This window comes from Streptomyces sp. NPDC015346, assembly GCF_043078785.1.
Taxonomy (GTDB): domain Bacteria; phylum Actinomycetota; class Actinomycetes; order Streptomycetales; family Streptomycetaceae; genus Streptomyces.
On the sequence record NZ_JBIBTW010000006.1, the window covers coordinates 230,416 to 246,737 of the forward strand.

The 16,322-nt window shown below is 71.5% G+C and carries 17 protein-coding genes; 10 read left to right on the forward strand and 7 right to left on the reverse strand.

Features of this window, described 5'->3' with window-relative positions; genetic code table 11:
* Nucleotides 1-165: 165 nt before the first annotated feature.
* The 6 genes from ACF06X_RS23330 (at nucleotide 166) to mscL (ending at nucleotide 6,131) form a co-directional block, all read left to right on the forward strand.
* Entirely contained in the window at nucleotides 166-1,722 is a 1,557-nt protein-coding gene (locus tag ACF06X_RS23330; RefSeq protein WP_392289423.1) for a potassium/proton antiporter, read from the forward strand.
* A gap of 248 nt (nucleotides 1,723-1,970) precedes the next feature.
* On the forward strand, nucleotides 1,971-3,458 hold the full coding sequence (locus tag ACF06X_RS23335) for an MFS transporter (RefSeq protein WP_392289209.1): 1,488 nt from the start codon (nucleotides 1,971-1,973) through the stop codon (nucleotides 3,456-3,458).
* A gap of 68 nt (nucleotides 3,459-3,526) precedes the next feature.
* A complete protein-coding gene (locus ACF06X_RS23340) occupies nucleotides 3,527-3,841 on the forward strand; it encodes an FmdB family zinc ribbon protein (RefSeq protein ID WP_392289210.1) in 315 nt (104 codons plus the stop codon).
* A gap of 88 nt (nucleotides 3,842-3,929) precedes the next feature.
* Complete coding sequence (locus ACF06X_RS23345) at nucleotides 3,930-4,781, forward strand: S-methyl-5'-thioadenosine phosphorylase (protein WP_392289211.1); 852 nt, start codon at nucleotides 3,930-3,932, stop codon at nucleotides 4,779-4,781.
* 225 nt (nucleotides 4,782-5,006) lie between these two features.
* Complete coding sequence (locus tag ACF06X_RS23350; RefSeq protein WP_392289212.1) at nucleotides 5,007-5,531, forward strand: hypothetical protein; 525 nt, start codon at nucleotides 5,007-5,009, stop codon at nucleotides 5,529-5,531.
* A gap of 111 nt (nucleotides 5,532-5,642) precedes the next feature.
* A complete protein-coding gene (mscL, locus tag ACF06X_RS23355) occupies nucleotides 5,643-6,131 on the forward strand; it encodes a large conductance mechanosensitive channel protein MscL (protein ID WP_392289213.1) in 489 nt (162 codons plus the stop codon).
* A gap of 19 nt (nucleotides 6,132-6,150) precedes the next feature.
* On the opposite strand, the gene ACF06X_RS23360 is transcribed toward mscL, so the two are convergent.
* The 6 genes from ACF06X_RS23360 to ACF06X_RS23385 form a co-directional block, all read right to left on the reverse strand.
* Complete coding sequence (locus ACF06X_RS23360; protein WP_392289214.1) at nucleotides 6,151-6,369, reverse strand: hypothetical protein; 219 nt, start codon at nucleotides 6,367-6,369, stop codon at nucleotides 6,151-6,153.
* A gap of 69 nt (nucleotides 6,370-6,438) precedes the next feature.
* Nucleotides 6,439-6,852, reverse strand: a complete 414-nt coding sequence (locus tag ACF06X_RS23365) for a hypothetical protein (protein WP_392289215.1) — start codon at nucleotides 6,850-6,852, stop codon at nucleotides 6,439-6,441.
* Nucleotides 6,849-7,508 (reverse strand): ubiquinol-cytochrome c reductase iron-sulfur subunit, encoded by a 660-nt coding sequence (locus ACF06X_RS23370; protein ID WP_392289216.1) that lies wholly within the window; start codon nucleotides 7,506-7,508, stop codon nucleotides 6,849-6,851. The genes ACF06X_RS23365 and ACF06X_RS23370 overlap by 4 nt, the downstream gene beginning before the upstream one ends.
* The gene (locus tag ACF06X_RS23375; RefSeq protein ID WP_392289217.1) at nucleotides 7,505-8,104 is read right to left on the reverse strand and encodes a 4Fe-4S dicluster domain-containing protein; all 600 of its coding nucleotides are present in this window, start codon (nucleotides 8,102-8,104) and stop codon (nucleotides 7,505-7,507) included. The genes ACF06X_RS23370 and ACF06X_RS23375 overlap by 4 nt, the downstream gene beginning before the upstream one ends.
* A gap of 8 nt (nucleotides 8,105-8,112) precedes the next feature.
* Nucleotides 8,113-10,434, reverse strand: coding sequence for a molybdopterin oxidoreductase family protein (locus ACF06X_RS23380; RefSeq protein WP_392289218.1), 2,322 nt, complete (start codon nucleotides 10,432-10,434; stop codon nucleotides 8,113-8,115).
* Nucleotides 10,431-11,501 carry an MFS transporter gene (locus ACF06X_RS23385; RefSeq protein ID WP_392289219.1) on the reverse strand — a complete coding sequence of 357 codons (1,071 nt, stop codon included), beginning with the start codon at nucleotides 11,499-11,501 and terminating at the stop codon, nucleotides 10,431-10,433. Before ACF06X_RS23385 ends, ACF06X_RS23380 begins: the two co-directional genes overlap by 4 nt.
* A 163-nt stretch (nucleotides 11,502-11,664) precedes the next feature.
* On the opposite strand from ACF06X_RS23385, the gene ACF06X_RS23390 reads away from it, so the two are divergent.
* The 3 genes from ACF06X_RS23390 to ACF06X_RS23400 all read left to right on the forward strand — a co-directional run bounded on the left by ACF06X_RS23390 (nucleotide 11,665) and on the right by ACF06X_RS23400 (nucleotide 14,901).
* The gene (locus ACF06X_RS23390; RefSeq protein WP_392289220.1) at nucleotides 11,665-12,837 is read left to right on the forward strand and encodes a low temperature requirement protein A; all 1,173 of its coding nucleotides are present in this window, start codon (nucleotides 11,665-11,667) and stop codon (nucleotides 12,835-12,837) included.
* 18 nt (nucleotides 12,838-12,855) lie between these two features.
* Nucleotides 12,856-13,962, forward strand: a complete 1,107-nt coding sequence (locus tag ACF06X_RS23395) for a P1 family peptidase (RefSeq protein ID WP_392289221.1) — start codon at nucleotides 12,856-12,858, stop codon at nucleotides 13,960-13,962.
* Between the two features lie 93 nt (nucleotides 13,963-14,055).
* Nucleotides 14,056-14,901, forward strand: coding sequence for a DUF6227 family protein (locus tag ACF06X_RS23400; protein WP_392289222.1), 846 nt, complete (start codon nucleotides 14,056-14,058; stop codon nucleotides 14,899-14,901).
* Nucleotides 14,902-14,965: 64 nt separating this feature from the next.
* On the opposite strand, the gene ACF06X_RS23405 is transcribed toward ACF06X_RS23400, so the two are convergent.
* Entirely contained in the window at nucleotides 14,966-15,166 is a 201-nt protein-coding gene (locus tag ACF06X_RS23405) for a hypothetical protein (protein WP_392289223.1), read from the reverse strand.
* Nucleotides 15,167-15,442: 276 nt separating this feature from the next.
* On the opposite strand from ACF06X_RS23405, the gene ACF06X_RS23410 reads away from it, so the two are divergent.
* Nucleotides 15,443-16,315: a hypothetical protein gene (locus tag ACF06X_RS23410; protein ID WP_392289224.1), complete on the forward strand. Its 873-nt coding sequence runs from the start codon at nucleotides 15,443-15,445 to the stop codon at nucleotides 16,313-16,315.
* Nucleotides 16,316-16,322 lie beyond the last annotated feature (7 nt).

The window sequence follows — 16,322 nt, forward strand, 5'->3', positions numbered from 1 at the left end:
CGCGGTGCCGGTAAGAGGGACCGCCGCCGGGCCGGTGCGGGACCTCCGCCGGACGGGACCGGTGCACAAAGAAGGCGTCAAGAAAGCGTTAAAGATTAGGTAAGGTAACGAAGTGTCGGCTGCTGGAGGAACGATCCGGCTGCATGCGAGGGGAAGGATCGGCCACTGACTGTCCACCAGCTCAACGAACTCCTGCTCATCTGCTCGCTCGTGCTGCTCATCGCTGTCGCGGCGGTGCGGATCTCGTCCCGGAGCGGGCTCCCCAGCCTGCTGCTGTATCTCGGGATCGGGGTCGCCATAGGGCAGGACGGCATCGGCAACGTCGCCTTCGACAACGCCGAACTGACCCAGGTGATCGGCTATGCCGCACTCGTGGTGATCCTGGCCGAGGGTGGCCTGGGCACCAAGTGGAAGGAGATCAAACCCGCGTTGCCGATGGCGGTCGTCCTGTCGACCGTCGGCGTCGCGGTGAGCGTGGGCATCACGGCCGCGGCCGCCCACTATCTGGTGGGCCTGGAGTGGCGCCAGGCGCTGATCATCGGCGCGGTCGTCTCCTCGACGGATGCCGCCGCCGTCTTCTCCGTGCTGCGCAAGGTCCCGCTGCCCTCGCGCGTGACCGGTGTCCTGGAGGCCGAGTCCGGCTTCAACGACGCCCCCGTCGTGATCCTCGTCGTGGCCTTCTCGACCGTCGGACCGGTCGACTCCTGGTACGTCCTGGTCGGCACGATCATCCTGGAACTGGCCATCGGCGCCGCCATCGGCCTCGCGGTCGGCTTCCTCGGCTCCTTCGGCCTGCGGCACGTGGCCCTGCCCGCCTCCGGCCTCTATCCGATCGCCGTCATGGCCATCGCCGTGGTGGCGTACGCGGCCGGTGCCATGGCGCACGGCTCGGGCTTCCTCGCCGTCTACCTGGCCTCGATGGTCCTCGGCAACGCCAAGCTCCCGCACGCGCCGGCCAACCGCGGCTTCGCCGAGGGACTCGGCTGGATCGCCCAGATCGGCATGTTCGTCCTGCTCGGTCTGCTGGTCACGCCGAGCGAGCTGGTCGGCGACTTCTGGCCGGCGATCGTCATCGGCCTGGTCCTGACGATGGTGGCGCGGCCGATGGAGATCCTGGTCAGTCTGGTGCCGTTCCGTATCCCCTGGCAGGAGCAGGCCCTGATGTCCTGGGCCGGCCTGCGCGGAGCGGTCCCCATCATCCTCGCCACGATCCCGATGGTGTCCGGGATCGAGGGCAGCCAGCGGGTCTTCAACATCGTCTTCATCCTCGTCGTGGTCTACACGCTGGTGCAGGGCCCGACACTGCCCTGGCTGGCGAAGGCGCTGAAGCTGGGCGACCCCTCGGAGGCGGCCGACCTGGGGGTCGAGTCGGCCCCGCTGGAGCGGCTGCGCGGACACCTGCTGTCGGTCGCCGTCCCGCCCGGCTCCAAGATGCACGGCGTGGAGGTCGCGGAGCTGCGGCTGCCGCCCGGGGCGGCGGTCACCCTCGTCGTACGGGACGACAAGAGCTTCGTACCGGGTCCGGCGACCGTGCTGCGGCGCGGGGACGAGCTGCTCGTCGTCGCGACCGATCCGGTACGGGACGCCACCGAGCGGCGGCTGCGCGCCGTCGGACAGGGCGGAAAGCTGGCCGGCTGGCTCGGCACCGGTGGCGCCACGGCGGTGGCAGCGCCACCCCGGCACCTGCGGAAAAAGGGAACGCGGAGACGAACGTCCGGTTAATCACAGGCATGGATTGCGACAGGTGGGCGTTTTCCCAGGCGGGAAGACGCCCTTCCCTGTACCATGAAGGCACACTAGATCGAACCAACTCTGCCTGACGCAGAGCTGGCGCGACCGTATGGCGGCCGCGGCGCCCTCCCAGTGGGGCCCGGTATCTACCGCAGTTCCGCGCATGAGGACAGCTCTCGGCGGCACCCGCACCACCGTGCACGGGCGCGCTACCAGGCGGCAGAAAGGCAAGGACCGTGGTGTCCACGGTCACTTCTGACACGTCTCGCGCGTCCCAGGAGAACAGCACGACGACGGGCCAGGCGCAGGCGCACGGCGCGACGCAGGGCAAGACGCAGGCGCAGGGCAGGGCCCAGGCGCAGAACAAGACGCAGGTGCAGGCCCCCCGCAAGGCCGAGAAGACCGATAAGGCCTACACGGCCGGCAACGGCGGCCAGGCCGACAAGGCCGGCGCCCGCAAGGCCGGCAAGCGGGCCGCCGGTTACGGCCGGCTCCTCCGTACCCCCGGAGCCCTCTCCTTCCTGCTGCCCGGCTTCGCCGCCCGGCAGCCGTTCGCGATGCTGACGATCGGCATCGTCCTCCTCGTCCAGCACACCACCGGCTCGTACGGCAGCGCCGGCGCCGTCGCCGCCGCCACCGGCGTCTCGATGGCGCTGTTCGCCCCGCAGAGCGGCAAGCTCGCCGACCGCTTCGGCCAGCGCGCCGTACTGGTTCCCGGCGTCCTCATCCACTCCGCCGCCGTCTCCCTGCTCGTGGTGCTCGCCCTGACCGGCGCCCCGATGTGGGCCCTGTTCCTCGCGGCCGTACCGGCCGGTGCGTCCGTCCCGCAGGTCGGGCCGATGGTCCGGGCCCGCTGGGCCGCCAAGCTCGAGAACTCGCCGCTGATGCCGACCGCCGCGGCCTTCGAGTCGGTCACCGACGAGTTCACCTTCGTCGTCGGCCCGGTCCTCGCGACCGCGCTCTGCACCGGCGTGCACCCGGCGGCCGGTCTGATCGCCGAAGCGGCGCTCACGCTCTTCGGCGGCCTGTTCTTCGCCGCCCAGCGCGCCACCCAGCCCGCTCACGGCACGATCGCCGCGAACGCGTCCCAGCCGCGCGTCTCCGCGCTGTCCATCCCGGGCGTCCGCGTCCTGGCCATCGCCTTCCTGGGCATCGGCTCGGTCTTCGGCGGCATGCAGGTCTCGCTGACCGCGTTCTCCCAGGAGATCGGCAACCCCGGCGCCAACGGTCTGCTGTACGGGATCTTCGCCGCGGGCAACATGCTCGCCGGCATCGCGTGCGGCGCCGTCGCCTGGAAGATCGGCCCCCGCCGCCGCCTGATCCTGGGCTACGCCGGACTCACCGCGGCCGCCTCGCTGCTCTGGTCCGCGCACTCCGTGCTGCTGCTCGGCGCCCTCGGTCTGATCGTCGGCCTGTGCATCGCCCCGGCCCTGATCACCGGCTACACCATCGTCGAGACCCTGGTCCCGGCCTCCGCCCGTACCGAGGCCTTCACCTGGCTCACGGGCGCGGTGGCGCTGGGCCAGGCCGCGGCCGTGACGGTCGCCGGACAGCTGGCCGACGAGCACGGCGCGAGCACCGGATTCCTGGTGCCGCTGGTGGGCACCGCGCTCGCCCTGGCCACTCTGGTGGCGCTGCGTTCCCGGCTGCTGCCGCGCGCGGCGGGACGGGTCGCGGCACGTGGGACACGTGGGATCGGTCACCGAGTGCCGGTGACGGTGGACTGATCCGGCGGAATACGTCACTATGGATCGTCGTTAGCACTCGATGAGTGTGAGTGCCAGGAGGAAGACAAGTGCCGACCTACCAGTACCAGTGCACCGAGTGCGGCGAGGGCCTCGAGGCGGTGCAGAAGTTCACCGATGACGCGCTGACCGAGTGCCCGGCCTGCAAGGGACGCCTGAAGAAGGTGTTCTCGGCGGTCGGCATCGTCTTCAAGGGTTCCGGTTTCTACCGGAACGACAGCCGCGGCTCCTCGTCCAGCAGCTCGCCCGCCTCGACGTCCAAGTCGACGACCGCCTCTTCGTCGTCCTCCTCGGACGCGAAGCCGGCCGCTTCGTCGAGCTCGTCCACGGCGTCGACGTCGACGAGCTCCAGCTCGGCCGCCTGACCGCCTGACCTGGCCAAGTCTTTCCGGAAGCCCTGCCGCCGTCGCGGTAGGGCTTCCGGCGTTCGCGGCGGCCATTAGTGTGACCGTCATGGCGACCAACGCTTTCGCGGACATCGGTGTGATCGGCGGCTCGGGGTTCTACTCCTTCCTGGAGGACGTGACGGAGGTGTCCGTGGACACCCCGTACGGCGCCCCGAGCGACTCGCTCTTCCTGGGCGAGGTCGCGGGACGGCAGGTCGCGTTCCTGCCCCGGCACGGCCGCGGCCATACGCTGCCGCCGCACCGGATCAACTACCGCGCCAACCTGTGGGCGCTGCGCTCGGTGGGCGTACGGCAGGTGCTCGGACCGTGCGCGGTGGGCGGCCTGCGGGAGGAGCACGGGCCCGGCACCCTGCTCGTACCGGACCAGCTGGTCGACCGTACGAAGACCCGCGCGCAGACGTACTTCGACGGGGAGCCGCTGCCGGACGCCTGGGGCGGAGCGGTCCCGAACGTCGTGCACACCACCTTCGCCGACCCCTACTGCCCGGACGGGCGGCGGGTGGCCCTGAAGGCGGCGCGCGGACGGGGCTGGGACGCGGTCGACGGCGGCACGATGGTCGTCATCGAGGGGCCGCGGTTCTCGACCCGGGCCGAGTCCCGGTGGCACGCGGCGGCGGGCTGGTCGGTGGTGGGGATGACCGGGCACCCGGAGGCGGTCCTCGCCCGGGAGCTGGGACTCTGCTACACCTCGCTCGCGCTGGTCACGGACCTGGACGCGGGCGCGGAGACGGGCGAGGGCGTGTCGCACACCGAGGTTCTGCGGGTGTTCGGCGAGAACGTCGGACGGCTGCGGGAGGTGCTATTCGACGCGGTGGGCGCGCTGCCCGACACGGCCGACCGGGACTGCCTGTGCACGCATGCGCACGACGGCTGGGACCTGGGGATCGAGCTTCCGTAAATCCCCCTGAGGGGTGGGGAAGTTGTCCACAGGCGGCGACTGATCCACAGGCGCGAGCGGGACGGGCGCGGAGCCGGGAAGGTGGAAGCGGTTCTCCGGACGGTCCGGGGGACGGCAATCGGCTCCCGACAGGCGGTGTTCGCGATGACGACCTCCCCCTCGCACCCCACGCGCTCCCACTCCCACTCGCACTCGCACTCGCAATCGCACTTCCAGTCCTCTCCCGTGTCCCGCCCCACGCACTCCCCCGCGTCTCTGCCCGAGGGGTGCGCGGTTCCGCGGTTCGAGCCGTTACGGGTACGGGGCGGGCGGCAGCGGCTGCGCCGGGCGCTCGGGCGCAGGCGGCGGGCGCCGGCCGCGATCCTCACGATGGCCGCGGCCGCGCTCGCGGTGGCCGGCGGGTCGGGCGAGGTGTCCGCGGACCCGCCGCCGCGAGCGGCGGTGAAGGAGCAGCGCCGGGCCGCACCGGTGCGCCTGGTGTCGGCTCCGGTGCGGATCGCGGACGCGGCGACGGTACGGCTGTTGCGGCCCGGCGACCGGGTCGACGTGATCGCCGCGCCCCACTCACCGATGGGCGGGAGCGTGACGGCGCGCGTGGTCGCCGCGGGCGCCCGAGTGGACGAAGTTCCGCCGGAGGGCGAGACTCGTCCGGACGGTGGGGCGCTGGTCGTCCTCTCCGTTCCACGGCCGACGGCGACGGCTCTGGCCGGTGCGGGTGTCACGTCCCGACTGGCGGTGACGCTGTGCTGATTCGCACGGAGTGCCTGCCGGGTCACCGTCCCGTGTGTACGGATTGGACGCCTCTGCGCCGTTCACGGCGTAATGACTCCACCTACTGCACACGCGACGAAAGGCACCCGGGTGACCCCGAAGAAGGAAAGCGTGATGGCGGGCTTCAAGGCCTTCCTCATGCGCGGCAATGTGATCGACTTGGCGGTCGCGGTCGTGATCGGAGCCGCGTTCACCAACATCGTCAACGCCTTGGTCAAGGGTGTCATCAGCCCGGTGGTCGGTGCCTTCGGTACCAAGGACCTCGAGGGCTACAAGTCCTGCCTGAAGGGCACCTGCCAGGTCGTGAACGGCGAGGTGCAGGGCATCCAGATCGAGTGGGGCCTGGTCCTCAGCGCCACGCTGAGCTTCCTGATCACCGCGGCCGTCGTCTACTTCCTGATGGTCCTGCCGATGGCGAAGTACCTGGCCAGGCGGGCGGACGCGGAGAAGGCGCGGGAAGGCGTCAAGGAGACCATGGAGGTCAGCGAGCTGGAGGTGCTCAAGGAGATCCGCGACCACCTGGTCGCCCAGCGCGGCCCGAGCTCGGGCGCCGGGGCGGGGACGCACTCCACCCCCTAGCCGACGGCTCGCGCCGGCGTCAGAGGTGGTGCGGCGGCTTCTCATCCAGGAAGCGCGCGAGATCGGCGGCGCTGTCGCCGCCCGGAGGCCGCTCGCCCCACCCGCGGTCCGTGTCGTCCGCGGACTGCTGGTCCAGCGGATCGTCGAAGATCAGTGCCGGCCGAGGGGTGGATGCGGGATGTGGATCACGGCCGGACTGCTTCGCGTCTCGCGGTCCGTGGGCGGGGGCGGTGCTCATATATTCAGGGTACGCCGGTAGTTCCCGGCCGTACCCCCCTGATCTGGGCTCTTGGCGGGTCCGGAAGGTTCAGCGGTCCTTCGGGTCGAGCAGCCACAGTCCGAGCACGACGAGGAAGGACAGGACCAGGAAGCCCGCTCCCCACCAGGCCGTCGCGGTGTCGCCGGCCATCCACTCGTCGACCACGACCGTGAGCCCCCACAGCTGGCCAACGACGACCGTCGAAGCCAGGACGAGACGCGCCGTGAGTCTGGAGGAGCGCTCGGGCTCCTGCTCCGTACCGGCGCCCGGACCCGGACCCGTGTGGCGGATCCGGGGGTCGCCGTAGCCGCTGGTGGGCCGGATCTGCGGATAGCGCTCGTGGACGGGGCGGTTCAGGCGGGGCTGTGCGCTGCCGGGGGTGTACGCCGGGCGGACCGGCACCTCGGCCTCGGGTTCGCGGCGGGGGGCTTCGGGGTCCCTCGGGAACGGGGTGTCGGTCATGTCCGCTCGCTCCTCGCTCCGCGGGCCCTCGCCGAGACCGCCGGGCAGTCGAGGCGCTCGGCCAGGTCCGGTCGTTCCGCGCCGAGCTGACGGCACAGGCCGTCCTGGACGCTCTCCCCGGAGCGGGTGGTGCCCACGGCCCATACACTGCCGTCGGCCTCCTCCACCAGCAGTACCTTCGGCAGCGGCCGCGGCGGCGGACCCGCGGTCACCTCTCCCGTACGGGCGTCGAAGACCCCTTCGTGGCAGGGGCAGTACAGCTCGCCCTCGCTGCCCCGGTCCCTGCGCCAGAGCACGGCGCAGGCGAGGTGGGTGCAGACGGCCGAGTAGCCGGCGAGTGTGCCGTCGTCCAGGCGGATCGCGACCGCCCGGTCCTCCTGCTCGGGGTAGCGGAAGGCGAGGGCCTCGCCGGGTGGCAGCCGGTCGGCGATCTTCTTCGGCCGGGGCGTCCCGTCGCCGTCCCCGTGCCTGTGCAGGATGCCGGCGGCGACCCCGATGCCGCCGACGGCCAGGCCGCCGGAGACGGTGGTGACGATCCGGAGGTAGTCGCGCCGGGTGGTCAGGGAGTCGGCGGCGATGCGGTCGTGCAGGGCGTCCTGGGCGGCGTCGGGCGCCGCGGGTCCGTCGCCGGAGGGGGGCTGTTCGGTGACGCTCATCGGACGGCCACCCCGTTGATCTCCACGACGGGAAGGCCGCCGGGGACCGGCCACCGGACCTTGTCGGCGGGGACGACCATCGCCACTCCGGTGGAGACGGTGGTGGAGCCGAAGGTGAAGGAGTCGGCGACCTCAACGCCGGGGCGTTCGGCCCTGAGCTCTTCGAGGGTGCCGTAGAAGAGGGCGCCGGTCGGGCAGACGGTGGCGCACATCGGGGCGAGGCCGTAGGCGGTCCGGTCGTAGCAGAGGTTGCACTTCATCTGCAGCTTCGCCTGGAGGTCGATCTTCGGGACGCCGAAGGGGCAGGCGTTGACGCAGTTGGCGCAGCCGATGCAGCGGGTGGTGTCGGCCTGCTGCACCACTCCGTCGGCCGTGACCAGGATCGCGTCCGCGGGGCAGACCTCGGCGCAGGGGGCGACCGGGTCCTCGCAGTGCATGCAGACCGTGGGAAGGGAGGCGACCGAGTGGCCCTCGTCGGGATAGTCGAGGTGGATCATCGACTTGCCGCGGTGCGAGTCGCACTCGCGGCAGGCGGAGACACACGCCTGGCAGCCGATGCAGCGCCCGGGGTCGATGAAGATCGTGCGGCCCATCATGTGCGGCGTCAGCTCCTCTCCGAGGTGCCACGGCCCTGCGGGGACGTGGGGGGCAGCGGGTCGCGGCGGGAGACCTGGGTCTCCGGGTAGGCGAGCCGGCCGGGGGCGGTCGGTGGTGCGGGGACCTCGTCGACGTGGTCGGCAGCCTCGATCTTCGCGGCGCAGACCTTGTACTCGGGGATCTTGGACCGGGGGTCGAGCGCGTCGACGGTGAGGGCGTTGGCGGCGGTGGGCACGGGCCAGTGGTACGGCACGAAGACGGTGTCGGGGCGGATCGCCTCGGTGACCAGGGCGGGGAAGACCTCGCTGCCGCGGCGGGTGACGACGCGGACGGGGTCGCCGTTGCGGAAGCCGTGGGAGGGGTGGACCTCGACCCAGGGCCGGGGGGTCTGTTCGACGAGGGCGCCCAGGCGGCGGGTCTGGTTGCCGGAGAGGAAGTGGGCGACGGTGCGGCCGGTGGTGAGGGAGAGGGGGTACTCCTCGCTGTACGGGTCCATGGGCGGGTGCCATTCGACGACCTGCATATGGATCCTGCCGTCGGGGTGGTAGGTCCTGCCGTCCTCGAAGAGGCGGGGGGTGCCCGGATGGTCGAGGGAGGGGCAGGGCCAGGCGATGCCGCCGGTCTCCTCCAGGCGTTCGTAGGTGATGCCGTAGTAGTCGTTGACCGTCCCGGCGGAGGCGACGCGCAGCTCCTCGAACACCGAGCGGGAGTCCGGGAAGTCGAACTTGTCGCCGACGCCGAGGCGTTTGGCGAGTTCGCAGATCACCCAGGTGTCGGTGCGTACCCCGGCGGGTGGTTCCTGGGCCTTGTTGTGCTTGACGACCCGGGCCTCGGCGTTGGCCATCACACCTTCGTCCTCGGCCCAGACGGTGACGGGGAAGACGACGTGCGCGTTGGCGGCGGTCTCGGAGAGGAAGAAGTCGAACTGGGCGTGGAACTCGGTGGTGTCGTAGCCCCGCTTCACGGTGGCGTAGTTGGGGAGGGAGACGAAGGGGTTGTTGCAGATGCCGATCAGTCCGCGGATCTCGCCGCGCTCCATCTGCCAGACCATCTCCATCATGGAGGTGCCGGCGGGCGGGAGTTCGGACTCCTCGATGCCCCAGATCTCGCAGATCTGGCGGCGGTGCTCGGGGTCGCCGATCGAGCGGCCGCCGGGCAGCAGGTCGGATTTCTGGCCGTGTTCGCGGCCGCCCTGACCGTTGCCCTGGCCGGTGAGGGTGCCGTAGCCGGCGCCGGGCCTGCCGATGTTCCCGGTGGCGGTGCACAGGTTGATGATCGTCAGGCAGTTCTCGACGCCCTGGGAGTGGTGTTCGACGCCTCGGGCGTGCCAGGCCATGGCCTTGTCCGCGCCGGCGAACATCCGGGCGGTGCGGACGATCTGTTCCTCGGGGACGCCGCAGATCCGGGCGGACCGGGAGGGCGGATAGTCGGCGACGGTCTTCCTCACCTCGTCCCAGCCGGTGGCGTGGGCGGCGAGGTAGGCCTCGTCGGTGAGGCCTTCGGCGACGATCACGTGCAGGACGGCGTTGAAGAAGGCGGAGTCGGTGCCGGGCTTCAGGGCCACATGAAGGTCGGCGGTACGCGCGACGGCCGTCTCGCGCGGGTCGACGACGATCAGGGTGGCGCCGCGGTCCCGCGCTCCCCACAGGTACTGGGTCAGGACGGGGAAGCATTCGCCGACGTTGGAGCCGGCGATGAGCAGGCAGTCGGTGAGGAGGATGTCGGAGAAGGGGTTGCCGGCCCGGTCGATGCCGAAGGCGAGTTTGTTGGCCCCGGCGGCGGAGACCATGCAGAGACGTCCGTTGTAGTCGACGTGTCTCGACTTCAGGGCGACCCGGGCGAATTTGCCGACGAGATACGTCTTCTCCGAGTAGAGGCTGGCTCCGCCGAGGAGTCCGAAGGCGTCGTTGCCGTACGCGGTCTGGATGCGGCGGATCTCGGAGACGGTGAAGTCGAGGGCCTCCTCCCAGCTCGCCTCGCGGAAGGGCTCGTCGCGGGTGCGGCGCATCAGGGGGGCGGTGAGCCGGTCGGGGTGGTTGACCTGCTGGTAGGCGTTGATGCCCTTGGGGCAGAGCCGCATCCGGTTGATGTCGTGGTTGCGGGGTTCGACGCCGAAGACCTTGCCGCCGCCGTCGACACGGAGATACATGCCGCACTGGACGCCGCAGAAGCAGCAGTGGGTGGGGACGAGCGTCTCGCCGTTCTGGTCGGCGTGCCAGCGGTCGGCCGGGATGCCTCCGGCGTCGCGGAACGCGCGGGTGCCGGGCGGCGCGATGGAGGGGTCGAGAGGGAGTCGGTGGTGGTCCTGCCCCACCTGCGGCTGCGTCACTTGAAGCCCTTCTTGACGTGGGTGAGGTAGGCGTTGCCGCGCAGGACGCGTTTGCAGCGGGGGCAGTACTCGGCCCATGCGTCGAAGCCGAGCCGGAGGTCGCGCATGGTGCCCCGGAGGTTCTCGACGTAGGGGGTGGTGTCGATGGGTTCCCGGCAGCGGCGGCAGGCCATGACCTGGTCGTCCTGGGAGCGGGAGGTGTATTTGAACAGCTGCATGCCGACGGCCGCGGGCCGCTGGACGATGTGGAAGAACTTCCCGAAGGGGATGTAGATGAGGGTGAAGACCACCGACACCATGTGCAGGATCGCCAGGAACTCGTATCCGCCGCCGTGCAGGAAGATCGAGGAGAAGGTGAGCAGGAGACCGGTCACGGAGATGACGATCAGGGCGATGAGCGGGACCAGGTCGTAGGCGAAGCGCTGGCCGGTGATGGCTCCGCGGTCCTTCATCCGCCGCCACAGGAAGTAGGAGGCGCCGGGGATGACGAGGACGGCGGCGATGTCGAGGCCGTGGAACATCAGCCAGCCGACGATGTTCAGCGAGTCGAAGCCGAGGACCTTGAAGCCCCAGATCCGCATCTCGTAGCCGGGTCCGGATCTGCTGCCGGAGGTGAAGGTGAACCAGCCCCAGGTGAGCGGGAAGGTGATCGCCGCGGCCAGCACGCAGCCCCAGAAGATGAGCTGGTGGGCGGCCCAGCGGGCGTGGGAGCGGGCGCCGAGGAACTTCTGGAGGCCGAGATAGGTGGCGATCATCTTCGGCAGGGCGGTGGGCGCGCGGCGGAAGTTGGCGGCCGAGAAGAAGGAGCGCCAGCCCTGCGTGAAGAGGCGGCGGGCGCCCGGGGCGGAGATCCAGACGGTGTACCGGTAGGCGACACCGAAGGCGAGGAAGACGGTGGCGACGGCGTACGGAAGGAGCGCCGAGTCGAAGTCGCGCAGGAGCCGGCTGCCGAGGACGATCGCGAGGATCAGCAGCGCGGAGACGAGGGCCCCTGCGAGGGTGCCGCGCCGGCGCACGGCGGCGGGGCTCTGGAGGACGGCCTCGGGGGTCTGCGGTGGCTCGGTCACCCGGTCACCGTAGGAGGGTATGTCATGCTTCAGCCCGTTTTACGGACCGGCTGAGTGAGGGAGTCCCTCGGATGGCGTTCAGGCGCCGGCCCGTAGGAGCCGGTCCTGCGGCGCGGTGCGCCGATCACTCCGGGTGCCCGGCGGCTCTGCTGTGCTGGGGCGCATGACGCAACCGTTCCTGCCCCTCACCGCGCGCTCACGCGACGAGGCGCACCGTGCCGCGACCCCGCTCGAGCTCTTCTTCGACCTCTGTTTCGTCGTCGCCGTCGCCCAGGCCGGCGTCGAGCTCGTGCACGCCGTCGCCGAGGCCCACACCGCCGACGGCATCGTCGATTACGCGATGGTGTTCTTCGCGATCTGGTGGGCCTGGATGAACTTCACCTGGTTCGCCTCCGCCTACGACAACGACGACGTCCTCTACCGCGTCGTCACCCTCGTACAGATCGCCGGCGTCCTCGTCCTCGCCGCCGGCGTCTCGCGCGCCTTCCAGGACCACGACTTCCTGGTCGTCTGGCTCGGCTACCTCGTCATGCGGTGTGCCCTCGCCACCCAGTGGCTGCGCGCCGCCCACCACGCCGCCTCCCCCGCCGAGCGCACCCTGTGCCGCCGGTACGCGGCCGGGGTCCTGCTCTGCCAGATCGGCTGGACGGCGCTCATCCTCGCGCCCGAGCCCGCCCGCCCCTGGATCTTCCTCGTCATGGTGATCGCCGAGATGGCCGTACCGGTGTACGCGGAGAAGGACGCGACCACGCAGTGGCACCCGCACCACATCGCGGAGCGCTACGGCCTGTTCACGATCATCGTGCTCGGCGAGACGGTCGCGGCGGCCACCGTCGCCGTGAAGTCCGGGGTCGGCGAGAACGACGCGCTCGGCGAGCTGCTCCCGATCGCGGCCGGCGGCCTGCTCATCGTCTTCGCCGCCTGGTGGATCTACTTCGTCGTGCCCGCCCACGACCGGCTCGTCTCCAACCGGCAGGGATTCCTGTGGGGCTACGGCCACTATCTGATCTTCGCCTCCGCCGCGGCGATCGGCGCCGGCATCGAGATCGCCGTCGAACAGGCCGTCGGCAAGGCCCACATCTCCACGCTCGCCGCCTCCTCGGCGGTGACGATCCCGGCCGCGCTCTTCCTCATGTCCGTCTGGGCGCTGCACGCCCGCTACTTCAAGGTCGGGACGGCGCAGCAGCTCGTCCTGCCCCTCTCGTCGCTCGCGATCCTCATGTGCTCGTTCGCGGGCCGCTGGGCGGTCCTGGCGGCGGGTGTCGTCGCGGCGGCGACGGTGGCGGTCGGCGTGACCCTGGCCGCCCGCGTTCCCGCCACCCGGAAGCCGGGTTAGCCGTGGTACGCAGGGTTCATGACACAGCATGAGGGACGACGTGAGGAACCGTACGACGGACCGCGCGACGGGCTCACGGACGTCACCGGTCTCCGGGTCGGGCACGCGCGCGTGGCGGGGCCCGGGGCTCTCAGCGGCACCACCGTGGTCCTCGCCCCGCCGGGCGGGGCCGTGGCGGCCGTGGACGTACGCGGCGGAGGCCCCGGCACCCGGGAGACCGACGCGCTCGACCCGCGCAACGTCGTCCAGCGGATCGAGGCCGTGGTCCTGACCGGCGGCAGCGCGTACGGACTGGACTCGGCGGCCGGCGTGATGGCCTGGCTGGAGGAGCGCGGCCGGGGGGTACGCGTCGGGCCCGACCCCTCGCACGTGGTCCCCGTGGTCCCCGCCGCCTGCGTCTTCGACCTCGGCAGGGGCGGCGACTTCACGGCCCGCCCGGACGCGGGCACCGGGCGGGCGGCGGTGGAGGCCGCGGCGGCGACCGGGCTCCACGCGCGCGTGGAGACGGGCGCGGTCGGCGCGGGGACCGGCGCCGTGGTCGGCGGGCTCAAGGGCGGGATCGGTACGGCGAGCACGGTCCTGGCGTCGGGTGTCACGGTCGGCGCCCTGGTCGTGGTCAACGCGGTCGGCTCGGCGGTCGATCCGGAGACGGGCGTGCTGTACGGGCGGTACTTCCAGGGCCGCCCCGAGTACCCGGAGCCGGCCGTCCACGAGGCGGCGCGGCGGCGGCTCGCCGAGGCCCTGGCCACGTCCCCCGCGCCTCCCCTGAACACCACGCTCGCGGTCGTCGCCACCGACGCCGCGCTCACCCGGGCGCAGGCGCAGAAGCTCGCGGGCACGGCGCACGACGGCATCGCGCGCGCCGTCCGCCCGGTGCACCTCCTCAACGACGGGGACACCGTCTTCGCCCTCGCGACCGGGGAACGGGAGCTGCCGGCGGAAGCGGGCCCGCTCGCCCTGAACGACGTCCTGGCGGCGGGCGCGGACACGGTGACCCGGGCGATCGTCCGGGCGGTCCTGGACACCGCGGAGGGCGTCGCGGGCCCGGCCGGGCACTTTCCCTCGTACCGGGAGCTGTACGGCCCGGATCGCGCCACCGACTCCCGTAAGACCGAAGGGAGTTGACCGAAAAGGGGGGGCCGGGCGGGGTGCCGGGCGAGGTGCCGGGTGGCGGGAACTTCCCGCGCGCCCGCTCCGTTTTGCCGAACGCCGGACACGATGTCGGACCCAGGGACTACGTTAAGCAAGCACCAAGTGACATGCGGCGACGGCCTGGAGACCCTTTTGAACGATCCGCGGGATCCTCACGATCCGTACGAGACGACCGAGACGCACGTTGAGCGGCTCCTCGGCCGGGCGCTCAACTCCTTCGATCTGCCCGACAGCACGGTGGAGCGCCTGGAGACGGCGCTCGCCCACTCCAGTGCTCTGCACTCCTCGCACCACAGCGCGACGCTGCACCGCACCACCCACCGCCACACCTATCTGCTGGCCGACGGCACCGCGCTCAGCCTGTGGGAGCTGGTGCACAACTCCGGCCGGGACGGCGGCCCGCAGCACGAGGTGTACGCCGAGGAGGCGGAGGCCCGGCTCGCCGCGTCCCGCCTGCCGGCCGCCCTCGACCCGGGCTGGGGCGCGGAGCCCGTGTCGGGACCGGACTTCGACGAGGACGCGGACCTGGAGCTGTTGAGCGCCCTGCTCTCCCGTCCGATACCGACGCAGCCCCGGATGTACGTGCCGGACAACTCGGCGGACCACGCGCGCCGCGTGCTGCGGCGCGCGGAGAACGCGAACCGGCCGGGCGAGGAGACGGCGCGGCGGCTGCGGGTGGCGTTCGCCCACCACATCACACAGGCGTTCGGACGCCCGTGTGCGATGGAGAGCGGCGGCCGGGACGCCGGATTCACGCTCTACGAGCACGCGTTCCTGCTGCTCGACGGCGGCGAGCTGAGCCTGTGGGAGGTGGAGCACACGGCCACACCGGACGGCCGGCACATGTGCGAGGTGTACGAGAACGAGGACGCGGCGCGCGAGGCGATGGAGCACCGCGCCCGGGTGAGGTGAACGGCGGCCCGGTGCGAGCCGGGCAGCCCTCTGGGGCTGTCCGGCGGATCAGGCCGGGCAGCCCCTAGCGGGTGGCCGGCGGGCGCGGGGCCGGGGTGAGGCGTCGGGCGGCGAAGCCCCGGTTGATCTCGGTCTGGCGGCGGTAGGCCTCGGGCAGGTCGGGCATCGCCAGCAGGAGCAGGTGGTCGGCCCGGCCCCGGGCGTGCCGCTCGATGACGCGTGCCTCGTTCTTGACGATCATGCCGAGGCAGATCGACGGCTTCACGGCAACACCACTCCCGGCGGTCGGGTCGGGGTGACCTCATGCCCGCGCGACCATACGAACAGGGCCCCGCGCCCCGAATGCGGCACGCCGGGACCGGGTCCAAGGTTCGCCCCCGTGTACGCGTCCATTCGGTGGCGGACGTGGGCCAGGGAGTTGATAACTCCGCGCTGGGCTCAAGGCGTTGCAATCGCGATCCGATGACCCCTAGGGAAGCCCCGAACAGGCTTCCACATCATCGCTCGATCCGGTTAGTCCGGTTATTGAAGGAGCACACGTATGCGTCCTGATCTCAGGACCAGGTCCTCACTGGGCCCGCTCGCCCGGCGCAGCGCCTGGCTCTCCGGCGGTGCCGTCGCCTCGCTCGCCCTCGTCCTCACAGGCATCGCCGGCCCCGCCGCCGCCGCGCAGACCCCGGGTCAGCCCGCGGGCGTGAACGCCGCAGGCCCGACGCCCGAACACTGCCCGGACGGTCCGCCGGCGCACCACCAGGACGGTCCGCCGCCGCACGAGCAGCTCAAGGAGTACGTCGACGGCAAGCTGAAGATGGCCGAGGCCGCCAGGGGCGCCTCGCAGTCCCGCAGCATGCAGGGCGGCGACTGCAAGCCGCACGGCAAGCCGGGCCCGGCGGGTCCGCCCGGACCGGCTGGACCGCAGGGTCCTGCGGGACCGGCAGGCCCTGCGGGACCGGCAGGTCCGCCCGGACCGCAGGGCGAGCAGGGCCCGCCCGGACCGGCGACCTGTATCGACATCGACGCCACCCGAGGCCAGGCCAGCCGCGAGTACAAGGCCATGGTCGAGAACGGTGACGTGGCCGTCGGCATCCGGGACCTGCAGTCCACGGTCACGGAGTTCGACTGGACCAACCTCCCGGACCTCCCGGAGACCGCGGAGGGCGAAGCGTGTGCCGTCTCCATCGCCGAGCAGGCCAACCTCATCTCGGTCGAGGTGGCCACCACCGCCGGAGAGGTGTGGGAGTTCCGGTGCGAGGAGGTCGGTGGTCAGCCGTTCTCGCTCGACTGCTCCGACGGTGAGTGGGTCCAGCTGACTGACCCGAACGGCGCCGCCACGGCGACCAACAGCGCCAACAGGTTCATGGCTCAGCAGAAGAAGTCCGGCACGGTGAACCACGCCGCCAAGGCGAAGAAGTGACCTGATT

What these genes read in the sequence shown, in the direction of transcription:
- ACF06X_RS23345 (WP_392289211.1), top strand. Translation starts at nt 3,930, where the DNA reads ATGGCGACCAACGCTTTCGCGGACATCGGTGTGATCGGCGGCTCGGGG.
- ACF06X_RS23360 (WP_392289214.1), bottom strand. Translation starts at nt 6,369, where the DNA reads ATGAGCACCGCCCCCGCCCACGGACCGCGAGACGCGAAGCAGTCCGGC.
- ACF06X_RS23365 (WP_392289215.1), bottom strand. Translation starts at nt 6,852, where the DNA reads ATGACCGACACCCCGTTCCCGAGGGACCCCGAAGCCCCCCGCCGCGAA.
- ACF06X_RS23370 (WP_392289216.1), bottom strand. Translation starts at nt 7,508, where the DNA reads ATGAGCGTCACCGAACAGCCCCCCTCCGGCGACGGACCCGCGGCGCCC.
- ACF06X_RS23375 (WP_392289217.1), bottom strand. Translation starts at nt 8,104, where the DNA reads ATGATGGGCCGCACGATCTTCATCGACCCCGGGCGCTGCATCGGCTGC.
- ACF06X_RS23390 (WP_392289220.1), top strand. Translation starts at nt 11,665, where the DNA reads ATGACGCAACCGTTCCTGCCCCTCACCGCGCGCTCACGCGACGAGGCG.
- ACF06X_RS23395 (WP_392289221.1), top strand. Translation starts at nt 12,856, where the DNA reads ATGACACAGCATGAGGGACGACGTGAGGAACCGTACGACGGACCGCGC.
- ACF06X_RS23400 (WP_392289222.1), top strand. Translation starts at nt 14,056, where the DNA reads ATGTCGGACCCAGGGACTACGTTAAGCAAGCACCAAGTGACATGCGGC.
- ACF06X_RS23410 (WP_392289224.1), top strand. Translation starts at nt 15,443, where the DNA reads ATGCGTCCTGATCTCAGGACCAGGTCCTCACTGGGCCCGCTCGCCCGG.